17 protein-coding genes are annotated in these 18312 nt (G+C 61.4%); 4 read left to right on the top strand and 13 right to left on the bottom strand.

The window, feature by feature from the left end:
- Positions 1 to 129: 129 nt before the first annotated feature.
- The 3 genes from DX914_RS14625 to DX914_RS14635 all read left to right on the top strand — a co-directional run bounded on the left by DX914_RS14625 (position 130) and on the right by DX914_RS14635 (position 4774).
- Positions 130 to 2928, top strand: coding sequence for a UvrD-helicase domain-containing protein (locus tag DX914_RS14625; protein WP_115859942.1), 2799 nt, complete (start codon positions 130 to 132; stop codon positions 2926 to 2928).
- 3 nt (positions 2929 to 2931) lie between these two features.
- Positions 2932 to 3774 carry an HNH endonuclease gene (locus tag DX914_RS20615; RefSeq protein ID WP_231118280.1) on the top strand — a complete coding sequence of 281 codons (843 nt, stop codon included), beginning with the start codon at positions 2932 to 2934 and terminating at the stop codon, positions 3772 to 3774.
- Between the two features lie 178 nt (positions 3775 to 3952).
- A complete protein-coding gene (locus DX914_RS14635) occupies positions 3953 to 4774 on the top strand; it encodes a hypothetical protein (RefSeq protein WP_115859944.1) in 822 nt (273 codons plus the stop codon).
- Between the two features lie 152 nt (positions 4775 to 4926).
- Here DX914_RS14635 and DX914_RS20710 read toward each other — a convergent pair whose 3' ends face one another.
- The 12 genes from DX914_RS20710 to DX914_RS14695 form a co-directional block, all read right to left on the bottom strand.
- Complete coding sequence (locus DX914_RS20710) at positions 4927 to 5049, bottom strand: hypothetical protein (protein ID WP_269204252.1); 123 nt, start codon at positions 5047 to 5049, stop codon at positions 4927 to 4929.
- A 140-nt stretch (positions 5050 to 5189) separates the two neighbouring features.
- A complete protein-coding gene (locus tag DX914_RS14640; protein ID WP_115859946.1) occupies positions 5190 to 6494 on the bottom strand; it encodes a 5-methylcytosine restriction system specificity protein McrC in 1305 nt (434 codons plus the stop codon).
- Positions 6495 to 6497: 3 nt separating this feature from the next.
- Positions 6498 to 7634 carry an AAA family ATPase gene (locus tag DX914_RS14645; RefSeq protein ID WP_115859948.1) on the bottom strand — a complete coding sequence of 379 codons (1137 nt, stop codon included), beginning with the start codon at positions 7632 to 7634 and terminating at the stop codon, positions 6498 to 6500.
- Complete coding sequence (locus DX914_RS14650) at positions 7624 to 8199, bottom strand: hypothetical protein (protein WP_196778919.1); 576 nt, start codon at positions 8197 to 8199, stop codon at positions 7624 to 7626. The genes DX914_RS14645 and DX914_RS14650 overlap by 11 nt, the downstream gene beginning before the upstream one ends.
- A gap of 13 nt (positions 8200 to 8212) precedes the next feature.
- On the bottom strand, positions 8213 to 10444 hold the full coding sequence (locus tag DX914_RS14655; RefSeq protein ID WP_115859953.1) for an Eco57I restriction-modification methylase domain-containing protein: 2232 nt from the start codon (positions 10442 to 10444) through the stop codon (positions 8213 to 8215).
- A complete protein-coding gene (locus DX914_RS14660) occupies positions 10441 to 11535 on the bottom strand; it encodes a DNA adenine methylase (RefSeq protein ID WP_115859955.1) in 1095 nt (364 codons plus the stop codon). The genes DX914_RS14655 and DX914_RS14660 overlap by 4 nt, the downstream gene beginning before the upstream one ends.
- Positions 11536 to 12467: 932 nt before the next feature.
- Positions 12468 to 13367, bottom strand: coding sequence for a recombination directionality factor (locus tag DX914_RS14670; protein ID WP_115859959.1), 900 nt, complete (start codon positions 13365 to 13367; stop codon positions 12468 to 12470).
- 24 nt (positions 13368 to 13391) lie between these two features.
- Positions 13392 to 14357, bottom strand: a complete 966-nt coding sequence (locus DX914_RS14675; RefSeq protein ID WP_115859961.1) for a YqaJ viral recombinase family nuclease — start codon at positions 14355 to 14357, stop codon at positions 13392 to 13394.
- Positions 14358 to 14452: 95 nt separating this feature from the next.
- The gene (locus DX914_RS14680; RefSeq protein WP_158549330.1) at positions 14453 to 14947 is read right to left on the bottom strand and encodes an antirestriction protein ArdA; all 495 of its coding nucleotides are present in this window, start codon (positions 14945 to 14947) and stop codon (positions 14453 to 14455) included.
- 146 nt (positions 14948 to 15093) lie between these two features.
- The gene (locus DX914_RS14685) at positions 15094 to 15822 is read right to left on the bottom strand and encodes a lysozyme inhibitor LprI family protein (RefSeq protein ID WP_147300687.1); all 729 of its coding nucleotides are present in this window, start codon (positions 15820 to 15822) and stop codon (positions 15094 to 15096) included.
- Between the two features lie 20 nt (positions 15823 to 15842).
- A complete protein-coding gene (locus DX914_RS14690) occupies positions 15843 to 16055 on the bottom strand; it encodes a hypothetical protein (RefSeq protein ID WP_115859967.1) in 213 nt (70 codons plus the stop codon).
- A 63-nt stretch (positions 16056 to 16118) separates the two neighbouring features.
- Positions 16119 to 17426 (bottom strand): J domain-containing protein, encoded by a 1308-nt coding sequence (locus DX914_RS14695; RefSeq protein WP_115859969.1) that lies wholly within the window; start codon positions 17424 to 17426, stop codon positions 16119 to 16121.
- Positions 17427 to 17574: 148 nt separating this feature from the next.
- Here DX914_RS14695 and DX914_RS14700 point away from each other — a divergent pair, with 148 nt between their 5' ends.
- Positions 17575 to 17985 (top strand): helix-turn-helix domain-containing protein, encoded by a 411-nt coding sequence (locus DX914_RS14700; protein ID WP_115859971.1) that lies wholly within the window; start codon positions 17575 to 17577, stop codon positions 17983 to 17985.
- Positions 17986 to 17993: 8 nt separating this feature from the next.
- Here DX914_RS14700 and DX914_RS14705 read toward each other — a convergent pair whose 3' ends face one another.
- The gene (locus DX914_RS14705) at positions 17994 to 18311 is read right to left on the bottom strand and encodes a hypothetical protein (RefSeq protein WP_115859973.1); all 318 of its coding nucleotides are present in this window, start codon (positions 18309 to 18311) and stop codon (positions 17994 to 17996) included.
- Between the last annotated feature and the right edge of the window lies 1 nt (position 18312).

The raw sequence follows: 18312 nt of genomic DNA on the forward strand, positions 1-18312 counted from the left end.
TGCGACGGCGCCCCTCCGGCTTGCGGGCCTGGCCCGGCATGACCGCAAGCTCCTGCACCCTTTACCATGGGGCAGCCGGCGGGCGGGTACTCCCAACGCCGGTATCCCCGGGGAAACGTGGGACAAGGAATGGCAAAGGAATGGGCCCCCTCGTGGTGGGGCCAGCACCTGACCGGATCATCGGATTGGCGCTTGCGCCTGGATGGCCTGGAACTCGCCTTGACGCTGGATGGCAGCACCCACCGGGTCAATGTTGAGGACGAGGCCAGTTACCGCGTTCACGCCGGCACGTTCTGGACGGACATCACCCTCCACCTCGGGCAAGCCCGGGAGGTGAAAGCCGATGGGCTGCCCAACGCCCAAGGGGCCACCCTTGCCCATGCGGTGAACGTGGCTTTAGCGGACAAGCGCCTCCGAGAAGACGTGGCGTTCCTGGAATCCGAGCATCAAGCCATCGAACGGTGGCTGGCGCTCATGGCCAGCGAGGAACAACGCTGCGCCCAACAACGCCGCTGGTTCACCCACGAGCAACAAACGGCGGTCATTTCCGCTCGCCCTGGCCTTGACGCCCAAGGCATGCGTGATCGTCTGAAGAAGCCCGGCGTGCAGGTGCGTTTGGGCTCGTCGGCCAAAGGGATAGAGCGATCACTGGCCGCCTGGGAGGGCGACCATCGGCGGGCCTGGGCTGCGCTAAATGCCGCACACGTCGAACGCGAACTGGTGGCCTGCAAGGACCTGCTGGACCGGGTGGAGAGCAAGCCGCTGACCCCGGAGCAGGCACGCGCCGTCGTGTGCTTCGACAACCGCGTGCAAGTCGTAGCTTCGGCCGGCTCGGGCAAGACCTCCACGATGGTGGCCAAGGCGACCTACGCCATCCACCGTGGGTTCGTGGATCCCAAGCGGATTATCCTACTCGCCTTCAACAAGCAGGCCGCCGAGGAACTCAAGGAGCGTGCCGCCCAGGCGTTCGAGCGATTGGGGATGGCGGACATGACCGTGGAGGCCTCCACCTTTCACGCCTTGGGCCTTCGCCTTATCGGCAAAGCCACGGGGGAAAGACCCGACATTCCCGACTGGGCTACGGACACGGCCGGCGGAGTGCGCAAGCTCACCGAGATCGTGGATCAGCTAAAGGACCGCTTCCCCACATTTCGTCGGCAGTGGGATCTATTCCGTTTCGTTTTTGGGAAGGATCTACCGGCCTTTGGCGCTTCGGAACCGGCGGACGTCTGGGACGCTCAAGGCAAGGGCGCGCTGGTAACCACCCAAGGGGAGCGGGTGAAGAGCCAGGAGGAGGCGATGATCGCCAATTGGCTGTTCTTGAACGGCGTCAACTACCAGTACGAGCCACCTTATCAGCACCGCACCGCCGACGAAGATCACCGCCAATACAAGCCCGATTTCTACTACCCCAAGCTGGAGCTCTACCACGAGCACTTCGCACTCAATGCCCAAGGCCTTCCCCCGCCGGAGTTCAAAGGCTACCTGGAGGGCGTCGCTTGGAAGCGGCAATTGCACAGGGACAAGGGAACCGCGTTGTTCGAGACCACGTCCCATGGCATCCGCACCAACGTCGATTTCCAGCGGATGGAGGACGAACTGACGTCCCGCGGTGTGGTGCTGGACCCGAACCCTGACCGGGAGATCCCCCAAGGTGGGCAGAAGCCCATGGAGTCCATCGAGCTCATCGGACTGGTGCGCACGTTCATGAGCCACGCCAAGAGCAATGGCCTGAGCGTTGTAGACCTGCAGCGGCGGCTCGACGCGATGCCCGCGGACACATTCAAGCTTCGCCACCAGATGTTCCTCGACATCGCCGGCCCCGTGATGGATGCCTGGGACGAAGCCCTGGTGGCCGAAGACGGGATCGACTTCGAGGACATGCTCAACCAGGCCGCCGAGCATCTCGAAAGTGGTCGCGTGGAATCGCCCTACGATCTGGTGATGGCAGACGAGTTCCAAGACGCTTCTCGCGCCCGCGCCCGTTTGTGCCGCGCATTGGTCCAGGACACGGGCCGCTTCTTCTTCGCCGTCGGCGACGACTGGCAGTCCATCAACCGGTTTGCCGGCGCCGATGTGTCGGTGATGACCGGCTTTCGGGAATGGTTTGGCCACGGACAGGTGCTCAAGCTGGAGCAAACCTTCCGGTGCCCCCAAGCGTTGTGCGACGTGTCCAGCGCGTTTATTTCCAAGAACCCCTCCCAGATCGCCAAGCGCGTGCATTCGACCACTCCTGGTCAGGGCCCGGTGGTCCAGGCGTTCCAGGTGGACAGCAAAGAAAGACTGGCTGATGCCATCGACCGGTTCGTGGTGAACCTGGCGGAACAGGTGCGGGATGGCACCATTCCACCGGGACGCAACGGCAAGGTGTCCGTTTATGTGCTGGGGCGCTACAACGCCGATCGGCATTATGTACCGGCCAATCCGGGGCGCTTCAACCGCTGGGTGGACGTGTCGTTCCTGACCATCCACCGCTCCAAGGGCAGCGAAGCGGATTACGTCATCCTGCCCGAGATGCTCAGCGCGCTGAGGGGACGCAGTTTCCCCAACACCCGCACCGACGATCCGGTGCTGGCCTTGGCCATGCCGGAGGGCGACACCTTCCCCTTGGGCGAGGAACGGCGCCTGTTCTACGTGGCCCTGACACGGGCCCGCCGCACCGTCGCGATGTTCACCGCCAAGGGGCAATGCTCGACGTTCCTTCGGGAGCTCGAAGAAGACGGAGCCGTGGTGCTCACCGACACCGAGGGCAAAGCCGTTCAAGAGGAGACCTGCCCAGCCTGCAAGCAAGGCGTTCTGGTGTTGCGCACGGGTCCCTATGGGGAGTTCCGCTCCTGCTCCAACTTTCCCTTGTGCGGCTACAAGCCGCCAAGGCCCACTCACCGGTTCAGACAGGCCCAGCATTCATCACGGGCACGGAGGAAGTAGCCGATGGCCCAGCCACGATCCAAGCGCGACGGGGTGAAGTATTGGCGGGCGGCCGACGCTCTCGCCGAGCTGGGCAGCGCCACCCTGGCCGAGGTGGAAGCATGGGACCGCGAGCGCTTTCCTCAGGATCCGCTGGGTAACGCTCGCGCTGATCTGGAGTTGTTCACAGTCAACAGTGCCAGCCGTGCCCATCACAACTACGCACGCACGAACTGGCGGAGCGACCAGGACCATCCCCACGACCGGTTGTTCAAGGTGGCCGATCCTGGCCCACCGCGGCGCACCCGCTACGTGCTGTTCAACCCGGCCAAGCATGGTCACTGGAACCTTATTCCGATCGCCGAAAGGACGTGGCAAGCGGTGCCCCTGGCCCTGGACGACCAGGCCAAGGTGGAAGCCGAGGCACAGGCGGATGCGTTCGATGCCCCGCTGGACAGCGCCCACAAAGCCCGCGTGTGGGCGATGCGCGCCGTGGCCCAGCGCCGCGGCCAACCGCTGTTCCGCGCCAAGCTGTTGGACGCCTACGGCGGTCGCTGCGCGATAACCGGGTGTTCGGCCGTGGAGGTGCTCGAGGCGGCACACGTGCTGCCCTACAAGGGCGACCACACGAACCGGCTGGACAACGGCCTGCTCCTGCGGGCCGACATCCACACCCTCTTCGATTGCCAGCTGCTCTGGATCACCCCCGAGCACACGGTGGCCTTGGCACCATCGCTGCTCGCCACCGACTATGTGACCCTGCTGGGCAGGCTCCCGTCCCTGCCCGTGGCGTTGGAGCACCGCCCCAACCCGGCCCACCTCGCCGAGCATGCAAAGGCGTGCATGGCCTGTCACTCGCTTCAATAGTCCCAGGCCCAAGGAAGTCATGCTGATACGAAACACCACACCCGCCAGCTGCTTTGGGTTGGCCGGCTGCGATGAGAACGCAGGCACGGCTGCCTTCGGCTGGTGCCTAGACCAGGTGCCCGCGTTACGTCGAGAAGTTTTGAGAGCCTTGGCATGTGACCCAGAGGCAGAGCTGGTAGTGGCCAGCCAGGTGTTCGCAGAGGACCGTGGGTTCACGGACATGGAGCTGGCCTCCGGTACCGCGCTTCATGCCATCATCGAGGCCAAGCTGGGATGGCGCGTGCCCACCGTGGGGCAACTGGAGCGCTACCTGCCCCGCTTGTTGGCCTCGCCTGCCCAGGCCAAGGTTCTGGTATCGGTCAGTGCAGCCGACGCAGCCTGGGCCAGGCGTCACCTGCCCGGGAGGTTGGCTGGCGTACCGGTAGTTCACCTGTCCTGGTCAGACCTACAGGCCATGGCACGCCGCGCCCACGACGCCACTCGCAGCCCGGTCGACCGGGTCTGGCTTACCCAGCTAGTTCAACACCTCCAGGAATACGGCATGACCTCCAACGTGTTCGATTCACGGGCCTACGTGGTCTCGCTCAACCGCTCGCGAATCCAGCCCTCGAACCCATTGACGTGGATCGACGTGGTCGTCGAGCAAGGCAAATACTTCCATCCCGTGGGCGGCAGCGATCGCAGCGGTTGGCCGGTCATCCCGCCGTCTTACATCGGCTTCCGTTACCTGGCCGAGTTCCGCAGCGTCCACTTCATCGAGCAGGTGGACGTGACCGACCATATCCAGGACGTCGATCCACGATGGCCTGAGACCAATATCCCGCATTTCGTCTATACGCTGGGACCTGCCATGAAACCCGCCAAACCAATGGGCCTGGGCGCAATCCACCCAAGCATGCGCAACTGGGTGGCGCTGGATCTGCTGCTCAGTGGCAAGGCAAGCGACTACAAGGACGCCATTGATCGCATGCGCGAACGCGTCCAACAGCAGGGTGGATGAAACGAAGCCCCCCTTGCGGGGGCTCCGGTCGTCGGCGCTTGAGTGGGGATTCTCGCCCCCGTCCCCCGTTGCCGGGTGAAGTGGCCAGGACGGCAATGCCATGGTCCACGATGGCGTCACTCGGCGCCATCAGTCCGAACGGACAATGGCCGTCAGACTTCTTCCCGTTCGGCTTCGGATTTCTCCGTCAGCCATTGCTCCACCCAGATGCCGGTGGGATTGGCCGTGATGATCTTCAGCGCGGCATCGGCCACGCGCTTGCGTGCAGTCGTCATTTCTTTCCTTACGGATATATTCCCTTACGGACCAACGCCAATTGCGTGAAGCAATTGACCGGTCACATCCCGCCCCCTGTTCGTCCTTCTTGGTCGCCACCCGCACGCTGACCGTGCTGCTACGATCGTTGATATCCAGGTCATCGCAATACCGTCGCGATTCCATCCGCCAAGTTGGTGGAAAAAACCTTTAGAGCACCAGCCCTTGAGATGTGGCGAGTTTCGACCTGAATTCCCACGATTCGCACAGCGCCCACCTGCACGCTTTCAAAGGCGGTACACGTGCCCACAGGTTGCGGCACATCACCTGGCTGGGCCGGGTAGGCAAGAACGATCAGGTTGCGACCCGTGGCCTTAGAAAAGGCCAGCGCCTCGTACATGTCAGCCTCCGAAATGCGAAGCCGCCCCTTTTCTACGTGCCCCTTGTACTTAGCGTCCAGGAGTAATTGGGGCCTTGCGCCATCAGCCTCGATCATGCAGTCGGGAAAGACCTTCAACTCACTCATGGCACCCGTACTCATCTTGGTCTTGGTGCCCAGCGTAAAGCCCTTTTGTGGCACCACTGCCGAGCGTCCGAATCCGAGGCGAGCCGCCACCGTCAACAAGTCCTCCCACACCCGCCAGGTCGAAACCAGATAGCCAGGCGCGTGCGCTTGACCCTGCTTGTAGTTGAGGCCCAGTCCTCCAAGTACATCGATGGAAAGCTCGTGCAACGGCTTCCATGCCCTGTGCCTCGCAGGGATGGACTTACGACGGTTTGCGGGGCCGTTTTGTGGTGAAAGGTCTTCGATCAGCCGCACCAAGGAGCTTGCGGCTGATGGGTCGCTCACCTCGGGCAGAAGCTCCTTGGCAGCAGCCACGATGTTTGCATTCCAGCCATTGCGCCGATCAAAGCGGATGACCTCCTGCTCAAAACCATCGGGTGATGGAAAGATGAGATCCACTGGATCGGGATCTCCATCAATGAAGAAATCTGCCTCCCTCACCAGGCGGTAGCTGCGCAGAGGGCGGCGCTTTCGGGCCTCGTACATGCTAGTGATGGATCGGGCCACCAACGTGGAGAGGTCACGCGGTGTGCCACCTGAGGCCGATAGGCGCTCGGTCGCAAGAAGCCGCCCATGCCGTGAGAGCGTGGAGAGGAAGAAGAAGTCCTCTCGCCAGGCGGCGTCAACGTCATCAAGGCCCAAGAACTTGGGTGCCACTTCCAATTCAAGTGCCGGCGCTAAGCGAATGAGGCCAGCAAAGTCAATGGCCCGTGCGCCAATGGCATCGACACTAATGGGATTGTACTTAAGCCCCAAGTTCGATGCGGCACGGTTGCCCGCCTCAATTAATAGGCTGTTGGCTTTTGTGCGATCCACACCAATCGCCGCGCCTATTTCGCGGCTCAGATCAACGGGTGATCCGTACTCGACAAGCGATAACCGTGTTCGGGTATGAGCCACACACTACCCCTTGGCAAAGGCCCTCAGGGCGGGATAGATGTTGTCCTCGTTGAAGTTAGTGGGACCTTCAAGTCCGAACCGCAAATCGTCCGCGAAAGTTGTCTCGGTGAGTTTGAACGGATTGAAGGCAGGGCCATCCAACGCATTGAGGGTTGCTGCAATGCCTCGGGTATCTCCGAAGAAGACCTCTTCAATGTGCGCTCGTACTTTGGCCCAGCCCACGCACAACGTACCTAGCGCCTCAGGCAGAGGCAGCGTTTGAGGCTTCACATCCGACATCAAAACGCCATGACCGATCTGGAAATCGGGACCTCGGCCGAGCGAGATTTGTTCGTTGACGGCTACCCAAGCCCTCACCGAGGCCTCCAAGGCATCGGTGACGTTGGCGAGTGGATCGGGCAAGGCGCCGGCACCCTTGGCACCCAGACCATAGAAGTCCCTCAAAGCCTTCTCATCGGGTTCAAGCCTCAACGGCTCCCAGCGACGCAAGAAAGCCACATCCAAGGGCTCGACCGACGCATCGGCTTGGTTCATCGCGGCCAGGATGTATAGATCGTGCGGCAAGGCGTACTCGATCACATCGCCCGTGGCGGGATCCAACATTTCAAAGAACTGGGTTTCGGAACGTTTGGAACCATCTGCGGCCAAGCGCTTGTCCGACTCCATGGCCACGATGGCTCCGCCGAAGACCTGCACTGCGGGGCCTCGGTTGATCTCGTCGATGATCAAGAGGGCCGCGCCACTGTCTGCCTTTGCATGCTCACTCGCACGGTAGAGCGTGCCCCTGACGATCTTGAAATCCTGGGCACCTGCCGCTTTGTTGACCGCCGGTGTGATGCCAGACAAAAAGTCTCGGTATTTGGAATTCTGGTGAAAGACCGTCCGAAAGACCTGGCGATTCGTCTTCGTAGGCGCAGGAATATCCTTGACGGCACCGCCTGCAGCAGGCGGAATCGGGATGCCACCCACCGGATTGAGCTTAGGCGCACCACCGGCGGGAGCAATGCCAAAGGCTGTTTCGAAAGCCAGCGCGACCTCTGCAAGCAGCTTCGATTTACCGGTACCAGGCGGACCGGAAATAAGCACATTGCGCGATCGAGTCAGAAGTTTTAAGGCCAGCTTGCAGTCTTCACTTGCCATTGCAATACCTGCCTTCGTTCGTGAAGTCACGGTAGCCAATCACGGCTCGATTGGAAGCACGCTTGGCGTCCAAGCAGCCGAGAAGTTCATTGGCAACAACCGGGTCCCACTTACCCTTGATACGCAGTGTTTTCTCTTCGGCATAGTAGGGCCACACCGACCCATCATGAAGCTGGATCAAGAGAAGCAATACACGATTACCTTGGCCACCCTCTGGCATGCGGCCGGTATCAAAACATCCGTACTCATGAACGCGGGCAATTCGGCCTTCTGATGGGCGCGCATCAGTGGGTGGCTCGAAGAAGGATTCTTTGCGTTCGACCTGGCCGCTGTCGTTGTGCCAAAAGAACGCTCCCTGAAACACGTCGATCTGTTCGGTCACACCATCGCGCTTTCGACTTTCCTTGACCTTCTCTGGGAACATCTGCTCGATAACAGGCAACAGCGTCTTGTAGGAGCCGAAGCGGAAATCGCGCGCACCACCTCCTGTATCCGAATCATTAGACTCGGCCAAAATCTTCCTGAGGTCTCCAGGAACGATTTCCTTGTACAAGATGCGGGCCACCTGCCCAGCCTGACTAGCCATAATTTTGATCCCCCTGTTCTTCGATTTCTCCACCACCCAGGGCTAGCTCAGAAGGAACATAGGCCATAGCCCCCAACGCACATGCCTCTGTCGCGCGGCGCGACCAGGCCACCCCTTGGCCTGCCGTGCGTTTCGCCACGGCAGCCAAAACACTGTCTCGGGTGATCGTGGACTTACTTTCGCCAGGCAAGGCGATCTGACCTCGATCCAAAATTGGAAAATCTTGGAAAATCAGCTCTACATCATTGAGGTCGAGCCCATATGCAACAGCTACTTCTGCGTCGACTTCAGCACGAAGTTGAGCCATGCGCGCATGGGTTATGCGACTTGCACCTGCGTGATCGAGCGACTGCAATTCGTGTGCGGCGCTCACTAGTTTTTTCCACGGCAAGCCGTCTTTTGTCAGCCTCGGCAGCGGCACGCTTTGCAGTAGAAAATAGTTCACCGTGGTGGTGAGTACACGCCTGAGCATCCAGTCGAAGACAAAGCTGTTTGCAACAGCCACCCATACCAGCAGCCGCGCTTCTGATGGGTCCTCGGGAAAGAGGATCGTCGGCACCTTGTTGCCACAGACCACACCCGCGGGGATCAAGGTCGCCATGAGTGAACGTTCATTGGTCTGGCCTGCGATGTCGCAGAAGCCGGCCCGCAGCGTATCCGTACGATGCTGACTGGCACGAGGTATGTCTGAGGGACGAATCCAGAACTGCGGGGAGCGCCGCGAGCCTCCGATCGGGTAAGCCTCCCACAGGGCACTGCGACCGGTGCCAGACACGTGACCTTTCACGCCAAAACGGTGGGCCTGCACCATGCGGCCTTCAACCAACGGCAGCGCTCCGCGGGTGGCACGACTCAAAAATTTAGGCCGCTCCTTTGTCATATCGACCTCTCGACAGAACTTTGGGGCCCAGCCGCTATCAGGCTCCTGCCAGGAGGTGCCTGCCTCTGCAATCTTGGAGAAGAGTTTCCATTCGGCAACACTTCGGACTTCAGGAAGGCTCAGGTCGTCTCGAACGGCTACCAGTGCTGCGCGGCCAATGGTGGCAGAGCCGGTGATTTCCAAACCAGTGGAAGTACCGCGCTCATGCAAGAGCTTGATGGGCTCGCGTTTACTCTTCCCAGCGCCAGCCTTCACCAGAGCCACCGCAAGGAACTTGAATCGCGTATCGATAGCGAAGAACCTGGCACGGTTATCGATTATCGACAGCGATACACTTTGGCTCGCCTCGAAAATCTTCCGGCGCATGGCTTGCGTCCCCTGTGAGCGAATGAGCCCCCCTGGGATGAGTGCCGCCACTACGCCTTGCTCCTTGCACAGATCAAAGAAGATGTCTGTAAAAGCAATGTAGAGATCAGGCTCTCCATTGCCCAAGTCGGGGTAGCGCTCCAGCAGTTTCCGGGAATAGTTGGCGACCTCATTGCGCTGGGTGGCGAATCGCTCTTCATCCAACCCGCGAATCTCGGCGCCGTAGTGGCGCTTCGCACCTGAAGATTTCAAGAATTCGTGTCGTGAGAGCTTGACCTTCTCCCAAGGCGGATTACCGATCACTGCATCAAAGCCATCCGGGGCCATTGCAGCCCAGACCTCACGATCTGCCATCAGGCTGTCGCCGCAATACCAGCGGGCCCTCATGGCTTTGAGGGCTTCTAGATCATCGGTGAAGGATGCCAGGCTCAGCAAGGCTGCACGAAGCGAATTGGCCGACAAGTCCGCCGCGCACACACCATGAGCGATCCAGTGCGCCGTCTTCGCTCGATCTAGGCCACACACCGCATGGGTTAAAGCTGCCAACAAAATGCCCGCGCCGCTTGCTGGATCAATCACCTTGCTCTTGTGATTGAGCTTGGGTGCGGCAAGCTGTGCCAGTCGGGTAGCTAGCCGAAAATCCGTGTGATACGCACCTGTATTCTTTCGCTCCTGCTCACGCAGGGCCTCTCGTGCCAATGCGCTCAGTGCCAACGCATGATGGATAGGCGATTGTTCGATAGCGCTTGCCACAGGCGCAGCCAGTTCTAAGAGTTCAGCGGCGGACTTTTTGCTTTGAACACCAAAAACCACGTGGAAAGCCGCCAGATCGAACCCACCGAAGCGGGCCGAAGTAGCCTCCAATACTTGAAGTCGAAATTCAAAGCTGGCGGGCCCATGCTTACCACCAACAGCCCGAGTGAGGGCCGCCTCTGCTGGAGCTAAGTACTCTGCTTCAACGGGCCGTGGAGCACTCATGCATAGCTATCCACGAAGACGGGCTGGGTAGACTTGACGGTCTTGATCTTGGGCTTGGGAAGCTGCACCAGGGGTCGCTCCACCACTACCAAAAACTCGTTCACATCAGACGCAGTACTGCTGGCCACCTTGTTGGGCCGATAGCGACCGATGGCCCCCAGGGGGCGCATGGTGGACTTGCCGATTTTCGAAAGCGTGGCCTTCATGTCCTGCATGCAGATATGTCCCTCGCTGCTGTACGACAGCAGCACCTTCTGCGCGTTTAAGCCCTGAACCAAGGACGAGAGCGTTTTGAGGGCACGAGTCTTGTAGCAGAAGTCCGAGGCCCGATCTTTCCAAGGCCGTAAGCCAGCAACGCCCTCAACCTCTGGCTCATCGCCTAGAGCCACCGTTTCAAGGATGTGGTAGTAGCTCGCGTATTGGCGCTTGGTGTACGGAGGGTCAAGGTAAACGAGGTCCTGGGCATTGTTGCGCACCTCAAACACATCGCCCACGGAGGCTTCCACGCGCACACCGTTAGCTTTGAGTTCACGGCAACGCATAGCGATCTTGTCCTGCGACTGGCTGGTCCACTTGGAGAGGAAGCAGCCAAAGGTGCCTGCAATATTGGCCACCCGGTTCAAAGCCCCAAAGAGGTCTGCGATCAGTAGCCGCTCTTCCACCTCATCGATAGTGCCAGCCTCGCTCCAATCGGCGATGAGAGCCCGCATGGCATCGAGTCGTGCCGCATTCTCTTGGGTGAAGTAGCGCCGTTCGATGCCGCAGGAGTCAAGTGATGCGGGGCTATATTCGCGCCACATAAAGCCGTGCACGGGCTTGGCTGCGTTGAGCTTGGCGATAGCCTTGGAATAGCCCCCCAACTTCTTGAAGGTTGCCTGCTCGTAGCTAATGAGCCTGGCCCCGGCAGAAATTACCGCCGAATGCAGGTTGTCATTAATCCGCACATTCCAACCGCGCTCTGCGGCAGCTTCTGCCACCGCGCCCGTACCGCAGAAGGCGTCCACAAAGAAGGCACCCTTCTTAGGGTGCCCCATGTAGGTGCTGATCTGGTCGACAAGCCTAGACTTCGACCCGATGTATCGAAATGTCATGTTGTCGTCCTCGCTTGAAGATTCCGAGCAACAAGACCCAATTCGCAAATTCGTGAGTCAATGAACTTGACCATCTTCTATCCCCTACTTGTTCTTATTGGCCCCAGACGATTGCCTGACTCTTGTTCTCTCCCGTCCAGGCAGGGCGAAGAGACTTGTTTGTCTCCCTGCGTGCCGCTGCTCAGAGAATGACCGCATAAACTCACGCAGCACTTCGGAAGCGTCCCGATTCTCGGCTGCACACGCGCCTCGGAAGGCATCCCGTAGCTCGCGCTCGACACGGATCCGTAGTCCGGCATCTTTCATGGCCATACCCCGAGCATAGCCGATGGATACACGTATGTGTATCCATTTTTTTGGGCAGGTCAAGCTACCCTAAAGTTGCCCCGGCGCACAGGCTGAGACCAGACCTCACGTACAGATTTACCTGGACGGGATCTCGGCAGAGTCCCGCAACCCCTTCATGGGGATGTCGGCTTCGGGACACCGGGTGCCTTGGTGCTCTTCCCGTTGGACCACGGCCACGTCCTGGCCATGTCCGGGACAGAACCGCGGCTTAACAAAGGACCCGTTTCCGCCGAGCGCGCGGGCCATCACCTCGCCATCGCCCGTGGTTGCAGGCGCTTCGTAACCTGTCCACCGAAGACGGGGCGATAGCCCTCAGACGAGCCGTTGAGGCGCGTCCTGGAGGAATGCACCAAAAAAGGATGGAGTCGATCACTCCCGCCAGCCCGCCCGAAGGCGGACCGGCGGGCTCAACTATGGCGCTTGCTCTTCAGTTCGCTGGACCCGCACGCGATGCAGATACACACCCAATCCGAACAGAGCGAACCCGTACACCACGACACCACCAACCACCTTCAGCATGGCCTCTTCCTCCAGCTCCACGCACTTCGGGCCTGCGCACATTCTTCTGTCGTCATGACATCGCCCTATTCCGTTGCCATGCGCGCGACCTTACCTTCCAGCTTGCCCCGCAGATTCGTCGCCGCGACGGGCTGAGCGGCCTCGGCCTCCAACGGCGCCCCGCCCTCCGGATAGAACTCCTCCACCACCGCCGGCACGTCCTCGTCCAGCTCCTCGAACGCCCCATTGGCAAACCCCTGCCGTGCAGCCTCATCCAGCGCCGCCTGATCGAATCCACTCTCCCGCCGGCGCTGGCCCAGCACCCTCGCCTCCTCGATCGCCTGCTCCAGGCTCATCCCGGAGCGCACCACCAGGTCGACGTAATAGATCGCCGCCCGGTGGCTCATCGTCGTGGACTTGCCGCGCAGCTTCAGCTCCAGCGGCAGGCACGCCAGGTGCCCGCCGGAGACCGCACTGAAGTACTGCAGCCGGGCCGCCAGCGTGCGGATGGTGTTGAACGAGGTCGTGCGCAGGACGAAGCTGCCCAGCGTGTCGTCCTGGCCTTGATCGATCACCACGTTGAACCGGGCGTAGGCCTTGCAGTCACCGGCCCCGAACCGGCACGCATCCGGACCGGGACACGGCTGCGCTTCGATGCCGTCGTTGCCGACCCGCCGGCAGCTCTCGCCATTGCCCACACACATGGGGCGACCTGAGGTCCTGTCGAACAGCGAGTAGTCGGCGCGCAGATTCAGGGCCGGGTCGTTGAACAGCAGCCGCACCGGCAACGTGCGCAGCTTGCCGCCCGCCTCCCGCTTGAGCGCCTCGTCCAGCGGGTGCAGGACCCAGCCATCCCGGTTCTGGACCTGGGTGGTCAGGGTGAACTGGTCGTCCTTCTCCGGCAGCCGTTTGCCGTTGCGTTCCACCACCCGGCCAATGGAGACCCGCCCGATCACGGGCGGAGTGATAGCCAAACCTTTAAGCATCTCGAACTCCTGGGGTTGAAGAGATCAGTCCACGATCAGGAACCGCCGCGCACCGGGCTTGGCCACCGTGTAGGCGGCCACGAGCTCGGCGTGGTCGGCGGTCAGGCGCTGGGTGTCCAGACGGGTCCCGTCCTTGGACCGCCTGAAGGTCACCTCGCCGCTGGCGAACACGGCTCGTGCCGCATCACCCATGGCCTGCTGCAGGGTCTGCTTGAGCAGCTCGGCATGGCCGCCCTTGGCGTCCAGTTCGCGCCGCAGCGTTACGAGCTCGGTGAACACGCCCGACAGGCGCCGGTCCTCGCTGAAGTCCAGCGTGGCCCCACCACCCGGATACAGCTGGCGCAGGGCGCGGTCCGCCGATTCACTGCCATCGGCCGGCGGCGGCGTGTCCGATTCCACGTGCTCCCAGAACCGGGCTTCCAGCACGATCAGGCGGGCGATCACGTCCTCGTCGCGCTCGATACGGTGGATCTCCAGCTGCTGACCGCACAGCAGCACCGCCACGTCCGCGGCCGCCTTGCCGGTGACCGCCAGCTGGTGCTGGACCTGGAGCTGGACGTATTCAGGTACGCCGTCGCGCCACAGCCGCGAACCGAACTCGCCGGCGGTCTTGCACTCCAGGATCTGCACATCGGGGCTGCCGACGATCTCCCGGTCGATGTTGGCCAGCATGAAAGGAAAGGTCGGGTGCTGCAGGACCGCGTTGAGCTTGCGGACCTTGCGACCGGTCTTGCGCATGTAGGCCGCCGCCACGTACGGCTCCAACAGCGTGCCCCAGTACATCGGCGAATCCAGGTCGTCGGCCACGTCCGTGTTGGCCGCCGCCCGGCCGGTCTTCTGCGTCCACAGTTCCAGCGGACTGGTGTACGGGCTCAGGCCCACCGCCGCGGCGGCATCGGAGCTTCCGATACCGCCCTTACGCACTTCAAGCCACTGCCCGCGATCGAGCGTGCGGGTATCCACCAGGCGCAAGGCCGTCTTACGTCCCATCGCGTTCTCCAAATGAAAGGGCCGCCCTCGAAGAGGCGGCCTGTGTGTTGATCCATCGTGCGGACTGAGATTCCGGCCGTGACCTATAAAGGGGTTCAGTCGTTCCAGAACACGTGGATCCCGCCGTCAACCGCGGGCATCAAACGCACCCGGCCCTTGGCGACCGAGGCGCGTGCATAGGCATCCAGATCGGTCTGGGCATCGATCCGGTGCCCCAGCAAGGCGAGGGTATGCGACGCCCAGCTGGCGGCATCGGCATAGGTGCCCTGGTAGCTGTCAGCGAATGCCTCCGCCGCCTGCAACACACGCCCGAAGGCTCCGGTAGCCCATAGCGCTTCGAACGCCGGGCCGTATTCGTCCACTGCATCCAGCCAGGCCAACAACTCATCCAGGTCCGGATGGGGACCGAAGTCGGGCAATCCCTCGTAGGCAAGAACGCACCAGTCCTGGGCACCCTCCTGGTGGGATCCGCCCAGCGACTGCGCTATCGTTCGACGGATCACGTCAGCATCAGCGACCTCGACCCATTTTTGATCGTGTCGGCTATCCTCCGCACCGGCTGCCCGGACAGAGAGCAAGATCCGGGTCATGGGAAATCTCCAGACAAAAGAAGGGCCGCACATGGCGGCCTCAGGGCTCGATCAATGCCTCATGGAGCAGAATAGATCGACGGCACGGTGTGAAAGAGGGTCGCCCATCCGCTGGGCGACCCGCTGTCTGACGCCGACGGATCGCGTCAGCCTGTGCACTCCTCAGCAAGGTCAGCGCTCCGGCGCGCGTACGCCTCAACGACACAGGAGTCATCCGTGCAAGCGTTACGCTCAGACATCCAAGTCCGTTGGGCCTCTCGCAGTCTTACCTTGTCCTTCGTGCAGGCCGTTGCCAGCTTGTATACCTGGGCCAAGCTGACGTCAGCTTGAGCCAACTGCGAATTTCTGCAGATCGACAGTTCGACATGGCTTGCGGCTTTGGCGCAGTCGAAACTGGGACTGATGCTCACTTGGGCCTCGACGGGCGCAGGCGCATCAGGCGCTTGCGCTGCCTTGGCGGATTCAGCCGCTGCGTCGGCCTCATTGGCCGCCATTGCCGCCGCGTCTGGTTGCTCCGGCAACTCCTGCTGCTCGGCTTCAACACCTTCAGCTGCCAGTTCTCCAAGCTCGCTGTTGGACGACTCGCTTGACTCGCCGTCAAGACCCAGCTGCTTCAGGGCCGCGGAAGGGTCAGCGCCACTGCATTCCGCCGCGCCGACGACCGTTGCCTCGGTGAAGCCGGGGAGCATCCGCTTGCCCTCATTCATTTCCTCCAATGCGTCCGCGCCGTACTTTTCTTCCAGCTTTTCGTAGAGGCACGTGCAGTTTTCTTTCGGCGCGCCTTGGCTCATGCATCCGGCCACGAACTCGCTCCGGATCTTTCCGCCACAGGACGCCAGCACTACAGAAGCGGCGGCGACGAGAAGCACGTTCATTGCTCGCATCGGGATCATTGTCATTTCCTCCCAAAGGTCAGAAAGCCGATGACGCCCAGCAGCACAAGCATGCCGATCGCTTTCCCCAACCCTGGAATGATGATTACCGGCCAGATCAATGCCCGCCCAAAGTTGAAGGCAAATCCCTTGTAGGCGTAATCACCCCACCAGTTCCCATAGATGGCGAACACGAAAATCAGCACTACATACACACCCAATACAACTCGACCCATATACCCCCCTGTTGTTGACAAGCACATTGCACCCGAACCACGTACAAGTCCGGACTGAATCTCTTATTTGTTCACCAAGGCCACCAGCGATGCGAACCAGGACTCTGCGTGATCTTCGAACTTTCGAATCAAGCCCCTGGCCTCTTCCCCTGAAATCTGCAGCCGTGACAACAGCATCAACAATGCCTCTTCTCGCGGCATCTTCAACTCAAACTCGCCGGTGCCGTCGCGATGAAAGAACATGCCAGACATCATCAGAAGATCGTGCTCGTTCATCTCCACCTCCCGCCCCATCAGGCGCGTAAATGCGGCACGATATTCGGCCTTGTAGACCTCGCTGGCCTCGTGCAGACGGACGAACTGGTCTCCGGCGATCTCCTTGAATCCACTGGGCAACCTGGAAAGGCTGTAGAAGTGCAAGATCAGCAACAACATCAGCGCGAGCTCGGCGCAATCAGCATCGACCAGGCGATTTCGATGCCGTGGATCGCGTTCCATGATGTTCCGCAAGACGGCATAGTGATCGGCGATGCAGCTCATCTGCCGATCGAGCAACTCGTCGATTAGGAAGGCCCTGCGCCCTAGTTCCGCGCGAGTCGCTTCCAGGGCAATCCGATGGAGCGTCCACAGACGCTCGCGACCGGGCATCCGGCTAGACTCTACCGACCGGCTCGACGCACGATTCACCGGCGGCATCGATGACGAACTGAGCGCGGTTGCCAGGCGCGAGACGAAGGTCAGGATCGCCAAGTGGTCGATCGCGTCAGCCTTGAAGAATTCATCGCCGTTGACCATCACCCGGCTTTTCGTACCCGGCTCCAGCGACTGGATGTCCCGGAACAGAATTCGCCGCGGCGCTTCGAACAGCCGCTTGCAGTAGATCGCATCCCCGGTGACCAGCAGGCCTTCCTTCGCACCACCGAATACGGTGTCGTCCAGCAAGACCAGCACCTCGCTGGGTGTTACGGCCGGTGCATAGGAACCGATAGCCCCCTCCAGCTTCTTGCGCGGGATGTGGGGCCGCGCATACACCTTGTCGTGGAACCATTCCCAGTCCGGCTTCAGCAGGATCGATGCCACATCTTGGACGTCGTCCTTGGTCACCACGTCCACCTCTGGGATCGGAGGGGGGCGGCTCCCGGACTTCGCCGACGCCTTGCGCTGATCGAACTCGGCGGGTGACCGTGGTTCGTTGAGCACCCGGTAGGCCTGATTGACCTCCTGCATCTTGACGGTAGCCCATGCCTGCGTTTCGGCGTCGGATTGCGCGTACCGGTCCGGGTGGTACTGGCTGCGTCGGCCCTTATAGGCCAGCTCGATCTCGTCGCGCCCGGCGTTCGGGCGGATGCCCAGAATTTCGTATGGATCCATGCCTGACTTGCTTCCCCCTGCGTACTGCCCGCCGCGACAAACTCGCGGCCCCTTCCGGCACAGCCACACCTCTATTTGTAAGATAGAGTCTGCCACACCGATAGAGGCTTAGTCATGATTCGGCCCACCCTCGCCCTCGCGATGTCCGGTGTCCGACTCCTCGCCCCGCGCCCTGTTTGCCGCACGCCTGGTCCAGGCGCGGCAGCTGCGTGGCTTGAGCCAACGTGCACTGGGCGATCGCATGGGACTCGGTAAGGACAAGGGCTCTTCGCGGATCAACCGCTACGAGCATCAGGTCACCGCGATCGGCTTTGACAATCTGGGCCTGCTGGCCCAGCTGCTGGATGTGCCGGTGGCCTACCTGCTGGCCGACAACGCGGCCATGGCCGATGCCATCCTGGCCTTGGCCCAGGCTGACGAACCCCAGCGGGATGCGCTGGCCACGTTGATCCCGGCACTGGTCCAGGATCCCGCCCTGCTGGCCAGGCTGATCAAGCTCCTGCAGCTGCCCAAGCGCGAGCAGCCCAAGGCACTCAAGGACTTGGCCGGCGAGTCCTGACGGCCGACTTACCCCGCCGCTTCGGTTGCGGCCGCCACGATGCCACCCAGGATCTCCTCGGCCCGTGCCGGCTCACCGCCTCGCAGCAAATGCGCGCCATAGCCGTACCCGAACGGCTCAGCCACCTCGTAGCACCACACGCCGGGAAACTGGTCATTCTGTCGCTGCCAGGCCCGATCCAGGCATCCCACCTGATCGATACACGCCTGGATGAAATCCAGCTCGCCCTCGAACCGGGCACGGCAACTGATATCGTCGTGTTCGACTAACGCCTGTTTGGCCCCGATGGCCATGTAGGCCAGATCGAGGGGGTCGGCAATCTCCACA

It is taken from the genome of Lysobacter silvisoli (genome assembly GCF_003382365.1).
GTDB classification, from domain to species: domain Bacteria; phylum Pseudomonadota; class Gammaproteobacteria; order Xanthomonadales; family Xanthomonadaceae; genus Lysobacter; species Lysobacter silvisoli.